Source organism: Devosia sp. FJ2-5-3 (assembly GCF_029201545.1).
Taxonomy (GTDB): domain Bacteria; phylum Pseudomonadota; class Alphaproteobacteria; order Rhizobiales; family Devosiaceae; genus Devosia.
This window is the reverse complement of sequence record NZ_CP104007.1, coordinates 1,839,667-1,856,665: the sequence shown is the minus strand read 5'-3', so window position 1 is coordinate 1,856,665 and position 16,999 is coordinate 1,839,667. Positions and strand designations below refer to the sequence as shown.

Annotated in this window: 15 protein-coding genes; 4 read left to right on the top strand and 11 right to left on the bottom strand. The window is 61.7% G+C overall.

Features of this window, described 5'->3' with window-relative positions:
* The first annotated feature begins 114 nt into the window (after window positions 1–114).
* Window positions 115–1,209: a helix-turn-helix transcriptional regulator gene (locus tag N0P34_RS08920; RefSeq protein WP_275606667.1), complete on the top strand. Its 1,095-nt coding sequence runs from the start codon at window positions 115–117 to the stop codon at window positions 1,207–1,209.
* A gap of 359 nt (window positions 1,210–1,568) precedes the next feature.
* Here the strand turns inward: N0P34_RS08920 and N0P34_RS08915 are convergent, their stop codons facing one another.
* The 5 genes from N0P34_RS08915 to N0P34_RS08895 form a co-directional block, all read right to left on the bottom strand.
* The gene (locus N0P34_RS08915; RefSeq protein WP_275606666.1) at window positions 1,569–2,354 is read right to left on the bottom strand and encodes an NAD(P)-dependent oxidoreductase; all 786 of its coding nucleotides are present in this window, start codon (window positions 2,352–2,354) and stop codon (window positions 1,569–1,571) included.
* Between the two features lie 4 nt (window positions 2,355–2,358).
* Window positions 2,359–4,035 (bottom strand): ABC transporter ATP-binding protein, encoded by a 1,677-nt coding sequence (locus tag N0P34_RS08910; RefSeq protein WP_275606665.1) that lies wholly within the window; start codon window positions 4,033–4,035, stop codon window positions 2,359–2,361.
* Window positions 4,036–4,045: 10 nt separating this feature from the next.
* The gene (locus tag N0P34_RS08905) at window positions 4,046–5,200 is read right to left on the bottom strand and encodes an ABC transporter permease (protein ID WP_275606664.1); all 1,155 of its coding nucleotides are present in this window, start codon (window positions 5,198–5,200) and stop codon (window positions 4,046–4,048) included.
* Window positions 5,197–6,180 (bottom strand): ABC transporter permease, encoded by a 984-nt coding sequence (locus N0P34_RS08900; protein WP_275606663.1) that lies wholly within the window; start codon window positions 6,178–6,180, stop codon window positions 5,197–5,199. The genes N0P34_RS08905 and N0P34_RS08900 overlap by 4 nt, the downstream gene beginning before the upstream one ends.
* Window positions 6,181–6,247: 67 nt before the next feature.
* Window positions 6,248–8,155 carry an ABC transporter substrate-binding protein gene (locus N0P34_RS08895; protein ID WP_275606662.1) on the bottom strand — a complete coding sequence of 636 codons (1,908 nt, stop codon included), beginning with the start codon at window positions 8,153–8,155 and terminating at the stop codon, window positions 6,248–6,250.
* A 206-nt stretch (window positions 8,156–8,361) separates the two neighbouring features.
* Here N0P34_RS08895 and kdgD point away from each other — a divergent pair, with 206 nt between their 5' ends.
* Window positions 8,362–9,267 (top strand): 5-dehydro-4-deoxyglucarate dehydratase, encoded by a 906-nt coding sequence (gene kdgD, locus N0P34_RS08890; RefSeq protein ID WP_275606661.1) that lies wholly within the window; start codon window positions 8,362–8,364, stop codon window positions 9,265–9,267.
* Window positions 9,268–9,333: 66 nt separating this feature from the next.
* Here the strand turns inward: kdgD and N0P34_RS08885 are convergent, their stop codons facing one another.
* Window positions 9,334–10,341, bottom strand: coding sequence for a mannonate dehydratase (locus tag N0P34_RS08885; protein ID WP_275606660.1), 1,008 nt, complete (start codon window positions 10,339–10,341; stop codon window positions 9,334–9,336).
* Between the two features lie 172 nt (window positions 10,342–10,513).
* On the opposite strand from N0P34_RS08885, the gene N0P34_RS08880 reads away from it, so the two are divergent.
* Window positions 10,514–11,236 (top strand): FadR/GntR family transcriptional regulator, encoded by a 723-nt coding sequence (locus tag N0P34_RS08880; protein WP_275606659.1) that lies wholly within the window; start codon window positions 10,514–10,516, stop codon window positions 11,234–11,236.
* A gap of 14 nt (window positions 11,237–11,250) precedes the next feature.
* Window positions 11,251–12,123, top strand: coding sequence for an SMP-30/gluconolactonase/LRE family protein (locus N0P34_RS08875; RefSeq protein ID WP_275606658.1), 873 nt, complete (start codon window positions 11,251–11,253; stop codon window positions 12,121–12,123).
* 76 nt (window positions 12,124–12,199) lie between these two features.
* Here the strand turns inward: N0P34_RS08875 and N0P34_RS08870 are convergent, their stop codons facing one another.
* From N0P34_RS08870 to N0P34_RS08850, 5 genes are read right to left on the bottom strand one after another with little or no spacing between them, the layout of a single operon-like run.
* Entirely contained in the window at window positions 12,200–12,991 is a 792-nt protein-coding gene (locus tag N0P34_RS08870; RefSeq protein ID WP_275606657.1) for an HAD-IIA family hydrolase, read from the bottom strand.
* Window positions 12,988–13,887 (bottom strand): ABC transporter permease, encoded by a 900-nt coding sequence (locus N0P34_RS08865; RefSeq protein ID WP_275606656.1) that lies wholly within the window; start codon window positions 13,885–13,887, stop codon window positions 12,988–12,990. The genes N0P34_RS08870 and N0P34_RS08865 overlap by 4 nt, the downstream gene beginning before the upstream one ends.
* Window positions 13,884–14,825: an ABC transporter permease gene (locus tag N0P34_RS08860; RefSeq protein WP_275606655.1), complete on the bottom strand. Its 942-nt coding sequence runs from the start codon at window positions 14,823–14,825 to the stop codon at window positions 13,884–13,886. Before N0P34_RS08860 ends, N0P34_RS08865 begins: the two co-directional genes overlap by 4 nt.
* Entirely contained in the window at window positions 14,822–16,258 is a 1,437-nt protein-coding gene (locus N0P34_RS08855; RefSeq protein ID WP_275606654.1) for an alkaline phosphatase family protein, read from the bottom strand. The genes N0P34_RS08860 and N0P34_RS08855 overlap by 4 nt, the downstream gene beginning before the upstream one ends.
* Window positions 16,255–16,977 (bottom strand): glycerophosphodiester phosphodiesterase, encoded by a 723-nt coding sequence (locus N0P34_RS08850; protein WP_275606653.1) that lies wholly within the window; start codon window positions 16,975–16,977, stop codon window positions 16,255–16,257. The genes N0P34_RS08855 and N0P34_RS08850 overlap by 4 nt, the downstream gene beginning before the upstream one ends.
* Window positions 16,978–16,999 lie beyond the last annotated feature (22 nt).

Here is a 16,999-nt window from a genome sequence, read left to right as displayed (position 1 = left end):
CGCTCCCAGTCCTGCCGCTCGGCCCTCAATTCACATACATGCCAAGTAGTATGGTCTGGAAAAACCAGCTAAGATTATTGTCGTCTCGGGCTCGTCAACAATTGGTGGCGACAGATGTTGTATGCGGCCAATACCACCGACCTGATCGACGACATCTACGAAGCCGGCGCTGATCCCGCCAATTGGCTGGCGACGATGCGCAAGATCGGCGATGCCGTGCACGGCGTTGACGCCGTCCTGGGCGGCATGACCATGGGACACGTCCCCCTCTTTGTCGCCCCGCGTACCGATCCCCACATGGTCCGGCTCTATGCCGAACATTACCATGAGCGCAACCCGATGCCGCTCGCCCTCCAGAAGCAGATGCATGGACGGGCTGTCGTCGATGCCGATCTCGCCGACCTCCGCCAATTCCACCGCAGCGAGTTCTACAACGACTGGTGCCTGCCACAGGGCCATCTCGCCGGCGTTGGCATGAAGATCAGGACCACTGGCGGCTGGGAAGCGATCCTGATGATTTCATCCCGCCGGGAGATCGAGGCCGAAACGCTCGGCATTCTCGAACAGCTCGCCCCGCATCTGACCCGCGCGCTCCGGATCAACCAAATCCTGCGCGAAAACCACGCCAGGACCCTCGGCGTCTTCTCAGCGCTGGACCAAACCGATCGCGCCGTCTTTCTCGTGTCAGCCAATCAGACCTGCGAGCCCGCCAATGAACTCGCCCAGGCGATGGTCTCCGCCCCAGATGGCCTGATCCTCCGCAACGGTCGCCTGCAATGCCCCAGCCAGGGCGACACCAACGCGCTCCATCGTGCGATATTCCAATGCTCCCGGGGCCAGGGGGCAAAGACCGGCGCCAGTCTCTCCGTGGCGCGGCAGGGCTCGCCGCTGCCGCTCCAGATATTCGTCGTGCCCCTGCCCGCAGGCGGGGTGACCTGGGACGGACGACGCTGCGACATCATGCTGGTCGTCACCGATCCCGAAATCACCATCGCCCGAAAGATCGGCCGGCTTCGCCAGCAATATGGCCTCACTCCAGCCGAGGCCGAAGTGCTCCGCGAACTGGCCTTTGGCGGTGACCGCGAAGAGATCGCCCGCCGCCTCGGCATATCGCTCGCAACCGTACGCACCCAGCTGACGAGCATCTTCGACAAGTCCGGCCTGCGGCGCCAGACCGATATCGTCCGCCTGCTTATGGCCCCGCACTAGGTCGAACACACTGCCACAACATGCCGCCCCCGGTGCCCGGCCGGGGGGCAATCCAGGCACCGGAGACGGATGGATCGGTTCAGTGGCCGCGGCTCAGCGCCGGGCGGCGATAATCGCCCCCATCCGAGCAATGGCCACCGTCCGACGTCACAAAGCGCGCGGAAATCCAGCCTCAGGGCCGTTCCATTGCACGCGATACCGATTGTTCCGGGTTCCGGCGATGAGAACCATCGCCGACAGCACTGTCTTTTTGATCATCGCTCCGAACTCCAGCAGAAGAGGATGGAGCGAGTGTAATGATCGGCGAAGCGCCGGCATCGAACAGACGTTCGATGCCAAGACGCTTTCGGCTCCGTGGCCTATTCGTCGTCCATATGTCCCCAGGTCGAAAACGCCCCGCCCACCAGCACATTCGACTGAATAGTCTTGTCCAGCGGCGCATGCGGATCGAGCGGCACCAGCTCGCTGCCATTGTGCTCGGGCGCAAAATGCCAATCGGCATCATCTTCATTGTAAAAGAAAGCGTTCTCGCGGTTGGAAATCCCGAACACCGTCCGATGCCCCAGCGCCGGCACATCCAGCCCATGCTCCACCATGCGCGCCATGTCGTCCCGGTTGAACCACAGCCGCGACTCCCGGTCGGTTCCCGGATTGCCCGCCGTGCAGATGCGGATGGCGAGGCACTCGATCCCGAACTTGTCGTGATAAAGCCGGCTCAGCCCCTCCCCGAACATTTTGGACACCGCATAGAGCGAGTCCGGCCGGAACGGTGCGTCGAGCGCGATCGGCGCGTCGTCGCTCAGATACATGCCCTGCACGTGATAGGTCGAGGCATAAATGATCCGCCCCACCCCCGCCTTCCGCGCCGCCTCGAAGATATTATAGGTGCCCACGATATTGGCATCGAGCACACTCTGCCACTTGTTCTCCTTGGCCATCCCGCCAAAGTGCACCACCGCCGAAATATCCCGCGCCATCAGCGCGTCGATATCAGCCCGATCCGCCAGATCGGCAATCTCCACTTTCTCCCCGTCCTCGGGCTGAACGATATCGCTCGCCAGATAGTCCCGGCCATTGGCTTTGAACCAGTTCCGCAAATGGGTCCCCAGCCGCCCCGAGGCGCCGGTCAGCAAAATTCTCGTCATAAAATTACCCTAGGGCCGGCGCGTCCGCTCTCAATCTGGGATTGGGCCGCGGCACCGCGCTGATCAATGTCTTGGTATATTCATGCTGCGGCCTCTCGCAGATCTGCGCAACATCGCCGATCTCGACAATCCGCCCGTTTTTCATCACCGCCACCCGGTCGCAGAAATAGCGGATCACCGAAATGTCGTGGCTGATGAAGAGATAGGACAGCCCAAATTCAGCCTGCAGATCGCGCATCAAATCGAGCACCTGGTGGCGCAGCGACACATCGAGCGCCGAGGTCGGCTCATCGGCAATGATCAGCCGTGGCCGCACCGCAATGGCCCGGGCAATGGAAATGCGCTGCCGTTGCCCGCCCGAAAAGGCGTGCGGATAGCGGTCTCCAATATCCGACGGCAGCCCCACCCGCGCCAGCAGTTCCTCCACCCGGCCGCGCATCTGCGCCTCGGTCATCTTCGTATTGGTGCGCAAGGGTTCGCTGATGATCTGATAGATGGTCATGCGCGGATTGAGCGAAGAATGCGGGTCCTGGAAAATCATCCGCACTTCGCCATAGAGCGACTTCATCCCCTCGTTGCGCAGCGAGGCGATATCGACAATCGTGCCGTCGCTGCGCCGATAGTTCACCTGTCCCTCAGTGGGCGTATAAACGCGCAGCAGCGTCCGCCCCAGCGTCGTCTTGCCCGAACCGGACTCTCCCACCACGCCGACCGTCTCGCCTTCATTGATGGTCAGCGACACCCCGTCGATGGCCTTCAAATAGGCCGTCGGCTTGCCGAAGAACCCGGCATTGAGCGGAAAATGTAGCGCCAGATCATCGATCTGCGCCACCGGTGTTTCCGTCGCCGGCCGCACCGGTCGCGGCCCCGGCGTCTCAAGCTTCAACACTGAGCCGAGCAGCGCCTTGGTATAGGCCTGCTGCGGCCGCTCGAAGAGGTCAAACACATTGGCCTCCTCCACCTTGTCGCCGCGGAACATCACCATCACCCGGTCGGCGATCTGCGCCACAACGCCCATATCATGGGTGATGAACAACACCGCCATACCGCGGTCCCGCTGCAGTTCCTTGATCAGGCTGAGGATTTCGGCCTGTGTCGTCACATCCAGTGCCGTCGTCGGCTCGTCGGCAATCAGCACTTCCGGATTGCACGACAGCGCCATGGCGATCATCGCCCGCTGCCGCATCCCGCCCGAAAATTCGAACGAATACCGGTCAAGCGCCTGTTCCGGATTGGGGATACGCACTCGGTCCAGCAGCGCCGCCGCCCGCTTTCGCGCGTCTTCCTTGCTGATCTTTTCATGCAGCAGAATGGTCTCGATGATCTGGTGCCCAATCGTGTGCACAGGCGACAGGCTCGTCATCGGCTCCTGAAAGATCATCGCAATCTTGCGCCCGCGCACCCCGCGGATCGCCGGGCCGGAACTGCCCAGGGCGACGATATCGGTCTCCTTGCCATCGCTGTTGAGGATGATCTGCCCGCCCGTGATCGCGCCCGGTTTGGCGATCAACTGCAGAATGGCCCGGGCGGTCACCGACTTGCCCGAACCGCTCTCCCCCACAAGGCACAGCGTCTCGCCGCAATGGAGATCAAACGAGATGTTCTTGACGGCATTGAGCACCCGCTTGTTCAGCGGAAAATCGACCGAAAGGTTCTTTACCGACAGGATTGGCGCGGACATCAGCCTCCCCTCACTTTGCATAGGGGTCGGCGGCGTCGCGCACGCCATCGCCGAGGAAATTGAGCGAGAGCACCGCGATCACCACGCAAATCCCCGGAATGAACAGCCACGGCGCCTGCGTGATCGCCCGCAAATTCTGCGTATCCTGCAGCAGCACGCCCCAGCTGACGATCGGCGGCTGCAGCCCCAGCCCGAGAAAGCTCAGCGAAGTTTCCGCCAGGATCATATTGGGAATGGCCAGCGTGATCGCCGCGATGATGTGCGAATAAAGCGAGGGCATCATGTGCCGCATGATCAGCCGGAATTCGCTCACCCCATCGAGCCGCGCCGAGATCACGAAATCCTCGCTCCTGAGACTCAGAAACCGGCCGCGCACCACGCGGGCAATTTCCGTCCAGCCGATCAGCGACAGGATGACGAGGATCGAGAAATAGACCTGCAAGGGCGGCCAGTCCTTCGGCATCGCCGCTGCCAGTCCCAGCCACAGCGGAATGGTCGGCACCGAGCGGATGAACTCGATGACGCGCTGGATCACCCGATCCACCATGCCGCCGCGATAGCCCGAAATCCCCCCCAGGATCATGCCGATCACCAGCGACAGCCCAACACCCACCAGCCCGATCGACATCGAAATGCGCGTGCCGTGAATGGTGCGGCTCAACAGGTCACGCCCCAGCCGGTCACCACCGGCGAGGAAAAACGGCTGGTTCTGATCAATCGGCCCGACAAGGTGCCGGTTGGCGTCGAACAGCCCCCAGAGCTTATAGGGCTGCCCCTCGACAAAGAACCCGATCGGAATGATCGCTTCCGGGTCCGTCGTGAACTCACGCCGAAAGCTCACCGGGTTGAGCTCGATCTTGTAGCCGGTCACATGCGGCTGAAACCTGCTCCCGCCCGCCCCGTCATCAACGAAAAAGCCGATGCTCTGCGGCGGCACATAAGTATAGCGCGGATCGAATTTGCCGGGGTCATAGGGCGCGAGGAATTCGGCGAACAGCGCCACGAAATAGATCAGCCCCACAACAACCAGCGAGATCACCGCCAGCTTGTGCTTCCTAAACTTTGCCCAGACCATTGCCCATTGGCCAGCCGCCTGGAACTGTCCGGCGGTCACCTGCTGGTCGAGCAGCTCATTGGGATCGAATGGCTTTGCCTCGAGGGTCATGACAGGCGGATCCTCGGATCGGAGATGGCAAGGAGAATGTCGGAGATCAGCGTGCCGATCAGCACCAGCGCTCCGCTGAGGAGGATAAAGGCCCCGGCCAGATACATGTCCTGGCTCTTGAGCGCCTGCAGCAGCAGCGGCCCGGCCGTCGGCAGATTGAGCACGGTGGAAACGATCAGCTCGCCCGAGATCAGCGCCGGCAACACCCAGCCCACGGTGGAGATGAACGGATTGAGCGCCACCCGCGTCGGATAGGAAAGGATCAGCCGTGCTTCCGGCAGGCCTTTGGCCCGCCCCGCCTCGACATAGGGCCGGTGCAGCTCATCAAGCAGATTGGCCCGCATGATACGGATCAGGCTCGCCGTCCCCGCCGTTCCCAAGACGAAGATCGGCACCCAGGCATGGGTGATGAAATCCCAGAGTTTTCCCAGCGACCACGGCGCACTCTCATATTGCGGCGAAAACAGCCCGCCCACCGAAACGCCGAACCACATGGTGGTGATGTAAAGGAGCACAATGGCCAGCAGGAAATTCGGCGTCGCCATGGCGAGGAAGGCAAAGGCGGTCGAGAGATAATCCACCACCGAATATTGCCGCGCCGCCGAATAGATCCCGATCGGCAGCGATACCAGCCACATCAGGATCAACGTGCAGATCGAGATCAGCGCCGTCATCCCCATGCGGCCCCAGATCAGCTCCGTCACCGGCTGGCGCCATTCAAAGCTGTCGCCGAAGTCCCCGCGCAGCACGCCCGAGATCCACTTGGTGTACTGGACCACCATGTTCTCGCCGAGCCCATAGCGCTCCCGCAGGGCATTGAGCGCGGCGCTGTCGACATTCTCGCCGGACTGGGCCAGCTGCGCCGCATAGGTCGAAACATAATCGCCCGGCGGCAATTGGATGACCGTGAAGGCCAGGATTGAAATCGCGAACATTGCCGGGATCATGCCCAGCACGCGTTTGACAATGAAGGCAAGCATATCGACCACCCGTCTTGTAACCAGAGACACGGCCCGACCGCCGAGAGCAGCCGGGCCGCAAGCAGGCTTACTTGAAGTAGAACTGCTCGGTGTTCAGCGTGCCCGGATCGGGGTGGATCCAGCCCGTCGGGGTGCCATCCGGCACATTGCCGAGATTGTTCTTGGCGATCGAATAGAGCGGAACCGCCGTGCCGATACCGATCTGGTAGAACTGGTCGGCAGTGATTTCGAGCAGCCGCTGGAACAGCTCGTTCTGCTCTTCAGGCACCGAGGTCGCCTTGATCTGGTCGTAGAGCGCCCACTGCTCCTTGACGTAATCGGGCGGCTCCACCCCACCATCGCCGATATAGTTCTTGGCCCACTCGATGGCGAAATTGCTCTCTGTCGAGAACGGGAAATAGTCACGCGGATCGATGAACACGTCGATACCGCCCGAGGTCGCGCCCCACACCACGATATCGTGCTGGCTGGCGGTCTTTTCCTCATAGAACCGCGTGCGGTCCATGGCGGTAAAGCGCGCATCCACGCCCACTGCCTGCCAATATTGCACGAACAGTTCCGCCGCATCGGCCATATTCCCGAGCGCCGTCACCGCCGCGACATTGACCACCAACGGGCTGCCATCGGGCGCCAGCCGCATGCCATTGCCGCCCCGCTTGTCGAGCCCGATGCTGTCGAGCAAGGCATTGGCCTTCTCCACATCATGCTCAAGATACTGCGTGGCCAGCCGCTCATTGTAATAGGGCGTGCCCTCGCGCGGCGACACCTGCTGGGGCGTCGATTGCCCGAGATAGATGGTGTCGATGATCGCCTGGCGATCGAGCGCATGCGACAGCGCGATGCGGAAATCCTTGTTCTGGAAGATCGGCGCCTTGGTCGCGTCCTGCGAGTTGAGATTGACCGAGATGGTCATCACATTGCCCACCCGGGACTCGCGCGGGCTGATGCGATAATCCCCCTGCTCCACCCCTTCGGCGATCACCGGCAGATTGGTGGTGTTGGTCGTGTGGCGCACTTCATAGTCGATTTCGCCGGCCAGCACGCTGAGCAGCAGCGTCTGGGATTCCGCATTCACCCCGATCGAGAGATCATCGATATAGGGCAGTTGGTTTCCGTCGGTATCGACCTTCCAGTAATAGGGATTGCGCTCGAAGGTGACGCGCGTCGCGCCCGCCACATAAGGGTCGACGATCTTCCAGGCTTCCAGCACCGGGCGCTCCGGATTGCGCCAGCGCTCGATGGCCTCAATCCCCACGCCGCACTTGGCGACCATGTGCTCGGCCCAGCCCGCAGCCCCGGCGGCAACCGCCTCAGCGTCGGCATTTTCGTTATATTTAGGCAGGAATTGGCTGCAATATGCCTTGTTCAGCAGCGCCAGCTGCACGCCATAAACGCTCGCCGCATTGAGAATGAAAAGCCCGTTCGGCTTGCTCCATGACATGGTGAATTCCGTCGGCGAGATCACCGCAATACTCGGCAACTCCCCCTCGACCGTCAGCCAACCGGGCTTGGTCGGAAACAGCTTTTCATCGGGCAGAATGTCCTCGATGAAAAACGCCACATCGTCGGCGGTGAACGGCGAGCCGTCCGACCACTTCATCCCCTCACGCAGGGTGAAGGTGAAGGATCGGCTATCCGCGCTGGCCGTATAGCCGGTCGCGATATTGGGGTGCACCTCGCCGGTCCAGTCAGCGTCCCAGGCGAGCAGGCCCTCATAGCCAAAATAGGTGAAAAGCATGTTGCGATCATTGCCGCCCACCATGCCGCCGCGGAACGTGCCGCCATATTTGCCGACGCTCTCGACCGGCGTCAGCACGCGCGGATTGGCGCCAACGCGTTCGGCCACGGCCGGCAAGGCGCCGCTGGACACCAGCGCGTCGAGTTCCGGGGCCTGTTTGTAATCCTGCGCCATGGCGCTCGTCGCCAGCGCAAACAATGAAATACCCGCCAAGGCGGCAATTCTCACCCGCTGCATCATTCCCTCCCGAAAGATTTGCGTCTGCCCGGCAGGCCTCCCCCGTCCGAACCCATGCACTTTCGTATGACTGCATTTGCACTGTCAATAAGAAATCATACTTCTTTTGGATCAGAGACTAAAGGCCAGCGCAGAATGTGCCGTTGACAGGGCCGGATTACCGATGTTACGCAAAAGCAGTATGACTACTTTTGGGAGGCAAAAAGGTGGATTACGAAGCACTCAAAACCAAAATCGGTTCAGGCCTTTTGTCCTTCCCTGTCACCGACTTCGACGCTGCCGGCGAGTTCGACCGCGCGTCCTATGCAAGCCGCCTGCAATGGCTCTCCTCCTACGACTCGGCCGGTCTTTTCGCCGCCGGCGGCACGGGAGAATTCTTCTCCATCGGTGCCGATGAATATGATGATGTCATCGGCACAGCCGTAACCAATAGCGCACCGAACGTGCCGGTCCTGGCCGGTGTCGGCTACGGCACGCGCATGGCCGTCGACCTCGCGCGCCGCGCCGAAAAGGCCGGCGCCGCCGGCATTCTGGTCCTGCCGCACTATCTGATGTTCGCCGAGCAGGACGGCATAATCGCCCACATGAAGGCCGTCTGCGACGCCGTCGATATCGGCGTCATTTATTACGCCCGCGACAACTCCCGCCTCACCCCGGCCTCTCTGGTGAAGCTGGCCGAGATGTGCCCCAACCTCATCGGCTACAAGGATGGCATCGGCGATCTCCAGCTCATGGTCCAGATCGCCCACGCCGTCGGTGAGCGCCTCGTCCATATCGGCGGCCTGCCCACGGCCGAAGTGTTCGCCCAGCCCTATCTCGAAATGGGTGTCACCACCTATTCCTCGGCCGTCTTCAATTTCGTGCCAGAGCTTGCCCTGCGGTTCTACCGTGCCGTGCGCAGCCGCGACACGCAGACCATCGAAACCCTGCTCAAGAGCTTTTATCTGCCCCTCATCGAGCTCCGGGATCGCAAGCGCGGCTATGCCGTCTCCATGGTCAAGGCCGGCGCAGATATTGTCGGCCACTCCGCCGGTCAGGTCCGCAGCCCCCTCACCGAGCTCACCCCGGCCGAGCGCGACACCCTCGCCGACCTTATCGCCACAAATCGCTGATCTCCCCAGCGACGAGAAAAGGCCCGGTTCGCAAAATCCGGGCCTTTTCCATTTTATGCCAGAGCTTTACCGACCATAGGGATCCCAGCCATTGGCCTGGAAAAGCGCAATTATGTAACCAAAACAGAACGCGAATGCCGTCTCGAACGGCGCTTCACCGTCGATATGCGGCACGTGATCGGGCATGATCATGCAATCAACGCCCGTCTCCTTGTAGATCCTGAACGCCGCGGGCATGTCCATGTCGCCCGCATCTGGAAACTCCTCGGTGAAGGAGTAGCGACCACCCTTGATATTGCGGAAGTGCACGTTGAAGATCTTCTTCCGCTCACCGAACCAGCGGATGATATCGCCGATTTCCTCGTGCGGATTTTCGAGGCTTTCCGCCACCGTACCCTGGCAGAAATTGAGCCCATGATAGGGGCTCTCGCAGATCGACACGAACTTCTTCAGCCCGTCCGCCGTGCTCAGCACCCGCTCTTCCATGCCCCTATATCCCGGCGGCGTCATCGGGTCATGCGGATGGCAGGCCAGCCGCACCTTGTTGGCCTCGGCCACCGGAACCACGCGCTCGAGGAAATAGGTGATACGCTCCCACATCTCGTCAACGGACACTTTGCCGGCGCTCGTCATCACCTCGCCATCAGTCGCCTTGTCGGCCCGATAGGTGGAGAGCTCGGCCCCGCCGCGCCCCCGTTCGGACGCCGTGCGCGGAATGCCCAGAATGTTGAAATTATACTTGGTCGCCCCGATGCCCATGGCGCCCAGATCCTCGATCAGCTTGCAGATCAAATCGATCTCGCGATCCCGCTCACCCGCCCCCAGCACGATACCCGGCGACGGATGGCCATTGTCCAGCCCGCCCGAGGTCATCGGCAATTGCACCATGTCGAGCACCAGCCCGGCCGCATCGACGCGATCGATATGTCGGCGCAGGCAATCGCGATCCCACCCCGTCGCCGGCCCCGGCGGATCGATACACACATGCACCACGCCCAGCTGCGCCAGCTGGCGCAGATAGCGGTCTCCATATTGCTCCAGCGCGCTCCCGCTCAGCTGAGTACCCACATACATTCCCATCCCTCCCGATATGACTTCTCAAAAGTTGTATGAAAGATTTTGCCATGCTACAAGCGAAAGCGTGTTTCATTGCCGGATAAGGCCAAAGCCCCACTAGGGTTTTCGCGTCGTCGATGGTAAGATGTATGACAAGCCCGCTGGCATTTTTGGCGACTAGAGATTTGAAATGACGGAACTTCAGGCCGCCCGGCTGACAGATCGCGTAAAGGCCGACCTCGGCAGCCTTATCGCCCGCCAGAACCTCAAGCCCGGCGACAAGCTCCCGGCCACCGAGCAGCTCTGCACCGAGTTTGCCGTCAGCCGAACCGTCGTGCGCGAGGCCATCGCCAGCCTCAAGGCCGAAGGCCGCCTACGCTCCCTTCGCGGCAGCGGCGTCTATGTCAGCGAACCGGCAAAACCCACCGGCGGCTCCATGTTCATGGAAGCGCCGCAGGACATCGGCGACGTCCTCGATTTCATGGAATTCCGCATGAGCATCGAGATCGAGGCCGCCGGCCTTGCTGCCGAGCGCCGCACCGAAACCAATCTCCTGCGCATGGAACAATCCATGAGCCAGTTCGCCCGCCAGCTCGAGGACAACAGCCTCGGCACCGAGGCTGACCGCGCCTTCCACCGGGCCATTGCCGACGCCACCAACAATCAGCGTTTTCGCATCTTTGTCGACGAGATGGGCGACCGTCTCCTGCCCCGCCGCGCCCTGCGCGCCGGCTTTGGCGATGAAACCGAGAAACATCTCTTCCTCGACGTGATCCAGACCGAGCATCGCCGCATCTTTGACGCCATCAGCGCCCGCAAGCCCGACGAGGCCCGCCAGGCCATGCGCCAGCACCTCGAAGGCGGCCGCAAGCGCTACCGCGAGTGGAGCCTCGCCCACGACACCAGCCTCTAGCGGACGAGCCCACAATGTTCTCCTCGGCACCCAGGATGGAATTGATCGTCGCTGAACGGTTCGGCGTGGGCGAGAGCCCGGTCTGGGACGCGGATAGCAATCGCCTCCTCTGGTGCGATATTCCCGCCGGCCGCATCCACGCCCTCAGCCTTGCCACCGGTGCGCGCAAGCTCTGGCAGTTCGACGGTCCGGTCCCAAGCTTCGGCCTCGCCCAGAACGGCCGCTGGGTCGTGGCGCTGGCCAATGATGTCATCCTCTTCGATCCGGAAACCGGCGACCGCGAGATCATCGCCACCATCACCCACTCCAAGCCCGATATGCGCCTCAACGACGGCAAAATCGGGCCCGATGGCGCCTTCTGGGTCGGCAGCATGGATGGAGGCCAGCAAGCCCCGCTCGGCGGCAAGCTCTATCGCGTCGCCCCGGACGGCGCCGTCACCACCATCGCAACCGACATCGCCATTTCAAACGGCCTCGCCTGGAACGCAGACGCAACCCGGCTCTACCACTCGGACTCGCGTGGGGGCATGTGGATCGACTGTTGGGATTTCGACGCCGCAACGGGCACGGTTCGCAACCGCCGCCGCCTCCGCGACAATGATCTCGCCGCCGGCCGCCCCGATGGCGGCGCCTGCGACCTTGCAGGCCACTATTGGTCGGCCGGTCCCAGCAAAAGCCGCATCAATTGCTTTGCCCCGGACGACACCCTCATCGGCGCCATCCCCGTCCCGCTCAAGAATCCGACCATGCCCTGTTTCGGCGGGCCGAATACGAAGACCCTCTTCGTCACCAGCCTCGACTCCAAGATCGACGCTCCCGGCCACGACGGCATCCTCGCCATCGACATGGATATTGCCGGCGTGCCCGTGCACAAATTCGGACGCTAAACGCCGGGAACCGTTTCACAGGCCCCGGACGCCAATGCTAGCACTCTGCTAGCGAATGCACCCTGAATGCGAAAATTTAGAGCTGTGCGAGCACATAGTCCGGCATGGTCGATGGCGTGCCCTTCATCGGCACCCCCGTCTCCAGCAACACGCTGCGCACCCCCGCATTCCGCGCCGCCTTGATGTCGGTATCTATCTGATCGCCCAGCATAATCGCGTCCCTGGCCTCGGCCCCGACCACCTTCAGCGCCATTCTTATGATCGCCGGAGCCGGCTTTCCAAGGATCACCGGCGTCGCCCGGGCCGATGTGGCAATCGAAGCGACAATCGCCCCCGTTCCCGGCTCATATAACCCGCCCGAAATCGGCCGGATCACATCCGGGTTGGTGCCGATAAGTTCCGCCCCCGCAATAATATTTCGCACGGCCGTGGTCATCATCGCATAGTTGAACTGCCGGTCCAGCGCCACGATCACGACCCGCGCCCCGGTCTCCACCAGCTCAAATCCTGCAGCCTCGACCCGCGCCTTTAGCGAAGCAGAACCAATGACATAGGCCCCACTGCCCACGGGGTATTTTTTCGTGGCATAATCCAAGGCAACCTCGGCTGACGTCAGCACCTGGTCAGGCGCGCAGTCGATCCCCAGTCGCCGGATCTTCTCGGCAAATTCCGCCGGGGATTTTTCGGCATTATTCGTTATAAAACAATACCTTAGACCCTGCTTCTGCCACAGATTGAAGCGTTCAACCGCCCCTGGAATGGCATCCTCGCCACGATAGACAACGCCATCGAGATCGGACAGAACGGCGTTGAACTGGATCTCTTCAATCGAGGCAAGCCTTTGAGATGTCAGCATAAAATTCATCATACCTTGCCCTGAAGATTGGGATCAAGCTTGTCCCGCAGCCAGTCGCCCAGAAGCGAAATGGCCAGAGTTGTCAGGAATATGACGACCCCAGCCGGAATGCCAATCCACCACGCCGTCGCCAGATAATTCCGCCCCTCGCCCAGCAGCAGACCCAGACTCGTTCCAGGAGGTTGCACGCCTAAGCCGAGGAAAGACAACGATGTTTCGAGGAGAATGATCTCTGGAAAATTGAGCGTCACCTGCACCATGATGATGCCCATCATGTTCGGCAGCACATGCCGCCAATAGACTTTTGCCGGATGCACGCCCAACGTCCGGATGGCGAAGGCATAACCCTGACCATTGGTCGAGAGCACCAGCCCGCGGGCGATGCGCGCATATCCATCCCAGCCAAAAAGCCCAATCAAAACAACGAGCAGGATGAAATTATTGCCGAAGAAAGCCAGCACCGCCAGCGCCACGATCAGGAACGGGATCGAGGCCTGAAAGTCGACCAGCATCATGATGAAATCATCGACCCAGCCCCGGAAATGGGCGGCAACAATCCCCATCAGCGTTCCGACCGTCGCCCCAATGACCGTTCCCATCAGCGCGATGAGAATGCTGGTCCGCATGGCGTAGATCACCCGACTGAGCACATCGCGGCCGAGATTGTCCGTGCCGAGGAAATAGTCCGGCAACCCGCCCATAAAACTCGGCGGCTTAAGTCGCTTGAGCAGGCTCTGCTCGGCATAGCCGTAAGGCGCTATGAAATCAGCGAAAATCGCCGCGAGAGTAATCAGCAAAAGCCAGCCTATGCACAGCCCGATCACAACCGGCGGCCGGGATTTCCAGATGCGGGTCAACCAATTCGGACGACGGCGAAGCCCCGCCGAAGCAATATCCATCGTGCTCATGCGGTTGCCGCTTTCTTGCTTTGCAGTTCGATCCGGGGATCAAGCCAGCCATAGGCGAGGTCAACGATCAGATTGACCGCAACCATGGTGAAGGCGATCAGCAGCACCACGCCCTGCACCACCGCCAGATCGCGTTGGTTGACAGCATTGACCAACAACATGCCGACACCCGGCCAGGCAAACACGGTTTCAATCGTCACCGCACCGCCGATCAGCCCGCCGATACGCATGCCGACCACAGTCACCACCGGGATCGCGGCATTTGGAATGGCATGGCGGAGAACACGCCGCTCATGAGGAATGCCCTTGGCCTTGGCCGTCCGCATGAAAGGCTGATGCAGCACATCGAGCATGGACGAGCGGGTAAAGCGCGCCACGGTCGCCGCTGCCGCCGTCCCCAGCGTGATCGCCGGCATGAGCAGGTGCCATATGCTGCCGGTGCCCGAGCTCGGAAGCCACCGAAGCGTCATGGAAAACAACAGGATAAGCAGGATCCCGAGGAAGAAGTTCGGGATCGAATGACCCAGAATGGTAAAGCTCATCGTCGCCTGGTCCACCCAGGTCCCCCTCTTGAGCGCGGCCATCACCCCCGCCGGAATGCCGACCGCCAGTGTGATCAAAAGGGCCGCAAGGCCAAGCTGCAGCGTCACCGGCACGCGTTCGGCGATCACTTCCAGCGCCGGTCGACCGTCGCGGAAGGAATTACCGAAATCCCCCTGCAGCATCGCCCCGAGATAGGTGAGATACTGTTCGAACATCGACTTATCGAGGCCCCAGCGCTCCCGGAACGCCGCAATGGCGTCCGGGGAGGCTTCGTCCGACATCATGATCTGCGCGGGGTCACCCGACGCACGCAGCACGATGAACACAAAGGTCACGGCCAGTAGCAGGGTCAGCGCCCCGCGAAAAAGCTTGGTGACGAGGAATTGCAAATTCATGCGCTCCAGGCCCCCGTTCCCGCCGTCCAACCGCAATCGACGATGGTCTTGCCCTCGATCACCCACTGGCGGAGATATTGCTCATGCCCCCTATGGCTGGCGCTGAGCACGCGGGTCTCGACATCAGGCGCCGTGCCAAAACCCGGGGTATCCCCGACAAGCGCCTCAACCAGCGGACGACCCGATGTGCCGTCCAGCGGCAGCCCCATCGTGGTGAGAATGGTCGGCGCGATATCGGGCAGCCAGCAAGGCGTCTCCGAAGCGAAATTCGAGCGATAGGCAGTCCCCTGCCCAGCCAGAACCGTCGAAAGTTCGCCGCGATTGAGGCCGCCATGCATGCCCCCACCCGGCTTGATCCAGGCGGCAAAAATGCAGCCATCCTCATTGGGGCCATAACTCTCGGACGAATTGGTGGCCCGCAACGTAAAGCCAACATCGGCGTTGCGCGAATGACCATTGCGAACCGCTGCCCACGGCAACGCGCCCTCGATGGCCGAGCCATCTTCCGCCGTCGCGAAGACCAAACCGCAGAAATCCTGCTCGACCAACCAGGCAACCACCCGCGCCTTTTCCGCGTCGCATTTGTCGTTGAGATAGATGCCGCTGAAGGAGCCGATCGACGCCTGGCCAAACTCGGCCGGGATGATGTCGAGCGTCGCAAGCTGACGCTGGCCGGTGATCTGCCCGTGGTCGGACATCACGATGATGTTTTCCGGCCCATTCCCCGCGCGCCACCAGGCCAGTATCCGCCCGAAATTATCGTCGCAATGTTTCTGCGCCGCCTCGGTTTCCGCCGCCGTGACCCCGAAAAGGTGCGAGCTCATATCCGGATCATTCATCCAGAACACGCAGAGATCTGGATTATAGTCGGGATAGATGACCTCCATCAGCACGTTGGTCGAGTAGGTCATGCGGTCAAAATTGGGCGCAGACGCCTCGGGAATGTCGCCGAGACGCGCGACCACCTTGTCATGCAGTTCGGCGTTCGACACCGGTAGGCCATGCATGGAGAACACAGGCTGGCCAAGATCATGCGCGCTCGAATTCATCATGCGCGACGCGCCCTTGGTGGCGGTGCTGAGTACAGCCATGGTGCGCCCGGCTTCCGCCATGCGCTGGCCGAGCGTCTTGCGATCGAGCAGCTGCCCCGCTAGCGCAGCCGCTTCGAGATGCTCCCATTCGGCGGTCTTGAACAGTTCGCCGGGCCGAACCGGATGGATGAACTGATTGGCCACAACGCCATGATCGGCCGGCGGACAGCCGGTCATGGTTGAGGTTACGGCCACGCGCGTCTCGCTCGGAAAGATGGACCGGGAGTTGAGGAAATTGCTGCCCTCGGCCATGAAGGCGGCGAGGTTCGGCATCAGCTCCGGCGTGGCGCGATCGCGGCGCAACCCGTCAAAGGTGATGATAAGCGTGGAACCGCGGCTCATTGGAGCGCCTCCAGGATGGATTTGGTCAGGGCAACATCGTTGATCAGCACGCCATCGACACCCATTTCGGCCAGCGCCGTGAGGCTCGGCGCATCCGCATCGCCGACCTTGCGGCCGGTCGTGTGGTGGCCGGTTGTCACCCACACCTCCGCCCCCGCCGCCTTCAGCGCCGCCACGCGCTCATGGGTCACATCGCTTTCCCAGAGGCGGATGAGACTGGCCCCTGCCCGGTGAAATTCCAGGGCGAGATCGGGGTTCGGAATGAAACCGAGAATAGTCACGCTGCCTTTGGCCGCGAAAAATTCCGTGGCGTCCATCGTGTGGCAACCGGCGATCACCAGGTGCCGCAAGGCCGCTGGCACAGCGCCCTCGATATCCGCCCAGAGACGCACAAGCCCCTCGGGGCTCTCATCCTTGAGGTCCAGCAGCACGGGCTTGCCACTGGCGGCATAGGCCAGCACTTCGGCAAAGGTGCTGACGCAATCACCAAAATCCGTGCTCAGCGCCGACAGTTCGCCAAAGCTCAGCGCATCGGCGCGATCCGTCAGGCCGAACAGGCGCTGGAGCGTTGGATCGTGGGAGCAGATGCCCACGCCATCGGCTGAATAGCGAATATCCGCCTCGATGGCGAAGGCCCCCTTTTCGAAAGCCGAATCCCAGCTGGCTGGCGTGTTTTCGGGGAAGGCGGCGCTGTCGCCGCGATGTGCGATGATCTTCATGTTCTGTCCGATCCGTTCGGAA

Coding starts and splice junctions, on each gene's coding strand:
- N0P34_RS08920 (WP_275606667.1), top strand. CDS start 115: ATGTTGTATGCGGCCAATACCACCGACCTGATCGACGACATCTACGAA.
- N0P34_RS08900 (WP_275606663.1), bottom strand. CDS start 6,180: ATGCTTGCCTTCATTGTCAAACGCGTGCTGGGCATGATCCCGGCAATG.
- N0P34_RS08880 (WP_275606659.1), top strand. CDS start 10,514: ATGACGGAACTTCAGGCCGCCCGGCTGACAGATCGCGTAAAGGCCGAC.
- N0P34_RS08895 (WP_275606662.1), bottom strand. CDS start 8,155: ATGCAGCGGGTGAGAATTGCCGCCTTGGCGGGTATTTCATTGTTTGCG.
- N0P34_RS08850 (WP_275606653.1), bottom strand. CDS start 16,977: ATGAAGATCATCGCACATCGCGGCGACAGCGCCGCCTTCCCCGAAAAC.
- N0P34_RS08885 (WP_275606660.1), bottom strand. CDS start 10,341: ATGTATGTGGGTACTCAGCTGAGCGGGAGCGCGCTGGAGCAATATGGA.
- N0P34_RS08910 (WP_275606665.1), bottom strand. CDS start 4,035: ATGTCCGCGCCAATCCTGTCGGTAAAGAACCTTTCGGTCGATTTTCCG.
- N0P34_RS08875 (WP_275606658.1), top strand. CDS start 11,251: ATGTTCTCCTCGGCACCCAGGATGGAATTGATCGTCGCTGAACGGTTC.
- N0P34_RS08905 (WP_275606664.1), bottom strand. CDS start 5,200: ATGACCCTCGAGGCAAAGCCATTCGATCCCAATGAGCTGCTCGACCAG.
- N0P34_RS08915 (WP_275606666.1), bottom strand. CDS start 2,354: ATGACGAGAATTTTGCTGACCGGCGCCTCGGGGCGGCTGGGGACCCAT.
- N0P34_RS08865 (WP_275606656.1), bottom strand. CDS start 13,887: ATGAGCACGATGGATATTGCTTCGGCGGGGCTTCGCCGTCGTCCGAAT.
- N0P34_RS08870 (WP_275606657.1), bottom strand. CDS start 12,991: ATGATGAATTTTATGCTGACATCTCAAAGGCTTGCCTCGATTGAAGAG.
- N0P34_RS08855 (WP_275606654.1), bottom strand. CDS start 16,258: ATGAGCCGCGGTTCCACGCTTATCATCACCTTTGACGGGTTGCGCCGC.
- N0P34_RS08860 (WP_275606655.1), bottom strand. CDS start 14,825: ATGAATTTGCAATTCCTCGTCACCAAGCTTTTTCGCGGGGCGCTGACC.